The organism is Paraburkholderia sp. UCT31, assembly GCF_014397655.1.
GTDB lineage: Bacteria > Pseudomonadota > Gammaproteobacteria > Burkholderiales > Burkholderiaceae > Paraburkholderia > Paraburkholderia tuberum.
Map to the genome: position 1 here is coordinate 1 of NZ_VZQP01000135.1, position 4,742 is coordinate 4,742.

General features: G+C 64.2%; 3 protein-coding genes. 2 read left to right on the top strand and 1 reads right to left on the bottom strand.

Annotated elements, in window-relative coordinates:
• Window positions 1-266: 266 nt before the first annotated feature.
• Both F6X40_RS40945 and gudD read left to right on the top strand, forming a co-directional pair.
• On the top strand, window positions 267-1,598 hold the full coding sequence (locus F6X40_RS40945; protein WP_187631819.1) for an MFS transporter: 1,332 nt from the start codon (window positions 267-269) through the stop codon (window positions 1,596-1,598).
• A gap of 130 nt (window positions 1,599-1,728) precedes the next feature.
• The gene (gene gudD / locus F6X40_RS40950) at window positions 1,729-3,078 is read left to right on the top strand and encodes a glucarate dehydratase (protein WP_184073645.1); all 1,350 of its coding nucleotides are present in this window, start codon (window positions 1,729-1,731) and stop codon (window positions 3,076-3,078) included.
• Between the two features lie 136 nt (window positions 3,079-3,214).
• Here the strand turns inward: gudD and F6X40_RS40955 are convergent, their stop codons facing one another.
• The gene (locus F6X40_RS40955) at window positions 3,215-4,723 is read right to left on the bottom strand and encodes an MFS transporter (RefSeq protein WP_187631820.1); all 1,509 of its coding nucleotides are present in this window, start codon (window positions 4,721-4,723) and stop codon (window positions 3,215-3,217) included.
• Between the last annotated feature and the right edge of the window lie 19 nt (window positions 4,724-4,742).

Genomic DNA, 4,742 nt, shown 5'->3' on the forward strand with positions numbered 1-4,742 from the left:
CTGACGACAGTCTGCCAATCGTAGACATCTGACGTCTTAGTTCGAGGCGGATTGCGGGGTGGTCAACAGGGTTATGAACCTTTGAATCTGCCGTTATTTCAAGGCGATCCCTCTGGAACCACAGGGTAAACACCCCATTGGATTTGACCAAAGTAACGCGGTAGACTGTCGTCAGACAACATATCAAGCGTAGAGCAGGGTCTTGCACCCACCGGGTGCGCCGCGCTGCGTTCCACCAGGCCTCGTGGCCGACAGGGAGACACAACTTGACATCAGTTCTGACCACCGCGCTCGACCCGCTGGAATCGGCGGTCGCGAAGGTGAAGCGCAACGTGTTGCCGCTTTTCCTGATCATGTTCATCGCGAACTATATCGACCGCGTGAACATCGGCTTCGTCAACGCGCACATGAAGGCCGATCTCGGCATCGGCGCGGCCGCCTACGGGCTCGGCAGCGGGCTGTTCTTCATCGGCTACGCGCTGTTCGAAGTGCCGTCGAACGTGCTGATGCAGAAGTTCGGCGCGCGCGCCTGGCTCACGCGCATCATGGGCACGTGGGGGCTGGTGGCGGGCGCAATGGCGTTCGTCTGGAACGACACGTCGTTTTACGTGCTGCGGTTCCTGCTCGGCGTCGCCGAGGCGGGCTTCTTTCCCGGCGTCGTCTTTTACTTCACGCAGTGGCTGCCGCAAAAGGAACGCGGCAAGGCGATGGCGATCTTTCTGTCGGGCTCGGCGCTCGCGTCGGTGCTGTCCGGTCCCATCACCGGCTCGCTGCTGTCGATTCGCGGCCTCGGCCTGCAAGGCTGGCAGTGGATGTTCCTGATCGAAGGCGCGTTCTCGATCGCGCTGTGCGTCGTCAGCTGGTTGCTGTTGAAGTCGCGCATCCGCGACGCGCACTGGCTCACGGCCGAAGAACAGCGTGTGCTCGAACAATCGATCGCGGCCGAACAGGGCGAGCGCGAAGCGCAAGGCGGCGCGCATCTGCCGACGGTGAAGCTGCTGAAGGACCCGCAAATCGCGCTGTTCTGCTTCCTGTACTTCGCGATCCAGCTGACCATCTACGCGGCCACTTTCTGGCTGCCGACCATCATCCGCAAGATGGGCGGCCTTTCCGACTTCGAGGTCGGCATGTTCAACGCGATTCCGTGGCTGATCTCGATGGTCGCGATGTACGGGTTCGCGGTCGTATCGGCGAAGTGGCGACATCAGCAGGGCTGGCTCGCGGTCACGCTCGTCATCGCGGCAGTCGGTCTGTTCGCGTCGACGTCGGGCAACCCGGTGTTCTCGTTCGTCGCGATCTGCTTCTCGGCGATCGGCTTCAAGGCGGCGTCGTCGCTGTTCTGGCCGATTCCGCAGGGCTACCTCGATGCGCGCGTCGCCGCCGGCGTGCTCGCGCTGATCAACTCGCTCGGCAACCTCGGCGGCTTCTTCGCGCCGGCCACCTTCGGCTATCTGCAGCAACACACGGGCTCGATCACGGGCGGGCTGTACGGTCTCGGCGTCGCATCGCTGCTCGCGGCGGCGGCCGGCTTCCTGACGCGCAACAAGCCCGGCAATCGCGAGCCGTTGCCCGATTCGTTGCACGGCAACGCGCATTGATTACACTGACGGCTCGCATGCGGCCGTCGATTTTTCTGTATTCGAGTTCTCATCCGGTCCGGTCGAACACGCACGCAGCGCGCGGCGGCTTCCGCCGGCCGGCCTACTTCATCACACAGGTGCTTTTCCCATGTCCACCAAACCTACCGAATCGAACGCCACGCCGGTCGTCACCGAACTGCGCGTCGTGCCCGTCGCCGGTCGCGACAGCATGCTGATGAATCTGAGCGGCGCGCATGGTCCGTTCTTCACGCGCAACATCGTGATTCTGCGCGACAGCGCGGGCCATACCGGCGTGGGCGAAGTGCCGGGCGGCGAGAACATCCGCAAGACGATCGACGACGCGCGGCCGTTCGTGGTCGGTCAGTCGATCGGCAATCTGCAGGCGATCCTGAACAAGGTGCGCACGCAGTTCGCCGATCGCGACGCTGGGGGGCGTGGCCTGCAGACCTTCGACCTGCGCACGACGATTCACGCGGTGACCGCGCTCGAAGCCGCGCTGCTCGACCTGCTCGGGCAGCATCTCGGCGTGCCGGTCGCGGCACTGCTCGGCGAAGGCCAGCAGCGCGACGAAGTGGAAATGCTCGGCTACCTGTTCTATATCGGCGATCGCAACAAGACCGATCTGCCGTACGCGAACAACGCCGGCGCGCGTGACGACTGGGAGCGCGTGCGCACCGAGAAAGCGCTGACGCCGGAGACGGTCGTGCGTCTTGCCGAGGCCGCGAAGGCGCGCTATGGCTTCAACGACTTCAAGCTGAAGGGCGGCGTGCTGCCAGGCGACGCCGAGATCGAAGCGGTGACGGCTCTCGCCGAGCGCTTCCCCGAAGCGCGCGTGACGCTCGACCCGAACGGCGCATGGTCGCTCGCCGAAGCGGTGCGCCTGTGCCGTGACAAGCACGATGTTCTCGCCTACGCGGAAGATCCATGCGGCGCGGAGAACGGCTATTCGGGCCGCGAAGTGATGGCCGAGTTCCGTCGCGCAACCGGCCTGCCGACGGCGACCAACATGATCGCGACCGACTGGCGTCAGATGGGTCACGCCATCCAGCTGCAATCCGTCGATATTCCGCTCGCCGATCCGCATTTCTGGACCATGCAGGGCTCGGTGCGCGTCGCGCAGATGTGCAACGACTGGGGCCTCACGTGGGGTTCGCATTCGAACAACCACTTCGACATTTCGCTCGCGATGTTCACGCACGTCGCGGCCGCGGCGCCGGGCAAGATCACCGCGATCGATACGCACTGGATCTGGCAGGATGGTCAGTTCCTGACGCAAGATCCGCTGCAGATCGTCGGCGGGAAGGTCAAGGTGCCGCAGAAGCCGGGGCTCGGCATCGAACTCGATATGGATGCGCTCGAGAAGGCGCACGCGATGTATCAGCAGCACGGCCTCGGCGCGCGCGACGACGGCATTGCCATGCAATATCTGATTCCGAACTGGAAGTTCGACAACAAGCGGCCGTGTCTCGTGCGTTAAGGACGATTTAACTCAATCAAAAAGCCTGGCGGGCTGCACGAAAGATGCGGTTCACCAGGCTCTTTTGTTTCCTTTTGCAATGCACGGTGCGAGATAGCCGCACCGCGGATATCGGCGGCCATCATCGGGCCACTTGTCAGCTCTTGCGAAACACCACATGCGAAATCCGCTGCACCAGCAGCGCGGCCGCGAGCGATGCCACCGCCGTCAGCCACACACCGATATGAATCGACTGCACGAGCGCGTCGCGTGCGCTATCGATCAGCGCGAGCGTATCGAGTCCCGACTTCTTCATATCCGCAATCAGCTGCGTGCGCGACGCGTCGTCGATCAGGATGCGCAGATCGACGAAACGCGGCCGCCATTGCGATGCGGCCGGCTCTCCGAGCACGCTCATCGTGCGCGTGACGACATTGCGATAGTGATGCTGCACGACAGTCGCGACGATGCTGGTGCCGAGCATGCCGCCGACCATGCGCGTCGATTGCAATAGCGCGGTCGTGATGCCGAAGCGCTCGCGTCCGGCGATCTCCTGGCCGAACACGTTCAGGTTGTTCAGGATGAAGCCGAGGCCGATGCCGACCGCGCCCATCGGCAGCACGATGCGCCAGCGCGGCGTGTCCGGATTGGCGAACGCGAGCGCGATCGACGCGAACATCAGCAGCCCGAAACCGATCGTCAGAATGCGCGTGGGCTTCTTCATGTGAATCACGATGCGCGTGTTCAGCACACTGCCGAGCGCGATGCACGCGGCGATCGGCGTCGCGAGCAGGCCGGCCTGCTGCGGCGAAAGACCGAAGCCGCCTTGCAGCAGCAAAGGCGCGAAGAAGATCAGCGAGAACATCACGAACCCGGACAGCATGCCGAGCGTGAATAGCGTGACGAGCTGCGCGTCCTTGAACAGATCGAGCGGAACGATCGGATGCGTGGCGCGCTTTTCGCACGTGAAGAGTGCGATCGCGCCGGCGATCACGCACGCGCCGAGCACGAGATTGCCCACGGTGAGGCCGTGCTTCGGCACCGCTTCGATAAACGCCTGCAAGCCGCCGAGCACGCCCGCGACGAGCCCCGCGCCGAGCCAGTCGATCTTTACTTCGCCGTCATGCGGCCGCCGGAAATTCGGCAGATGCATCCAGATGAAATAGAGCGCCGCCGCGCCAACCGGCAGATTGACGAGAAACGTCGAGCGCCAGCCGAGGTGCTCGCTCATCCAGCCGCCGAGCGACGGGCCGGCCGCCGTACCGATGCCGTAGGCCGCGGCCAGCACGACCTGCCAGCGCACGCGGGTGCGCGGGTCGGGGAACAGATCGGGAATCGACGCGAACGCGGTGCCGACCATCATGCCGCCGCCAACGCCTTGCAGTCCGCGCGCGATCGCGAGAAACAGCATGCTGTTGGCGAGGCCGCACAACACGGACGCGACCGTGAACGTGATCACCGCGGCGATCACGAAGCGCTTGCGGCCGAAGTAGTCGCCGAGCCGTCCGAACACCGGCACCGTGACGACCGAGGCGAGCAGGTACGCGGTTGCGATCCACGCAAAATATTCGAAGCCGTGCAGCTCGGCCACGATCGACGGCAGCGCGGTGCTGACGACGGTCTGGTCGAGCGCGACCAGCATGTTGACGAGGCCGATGCCGAGCATCTGTCGCTTATACACATCT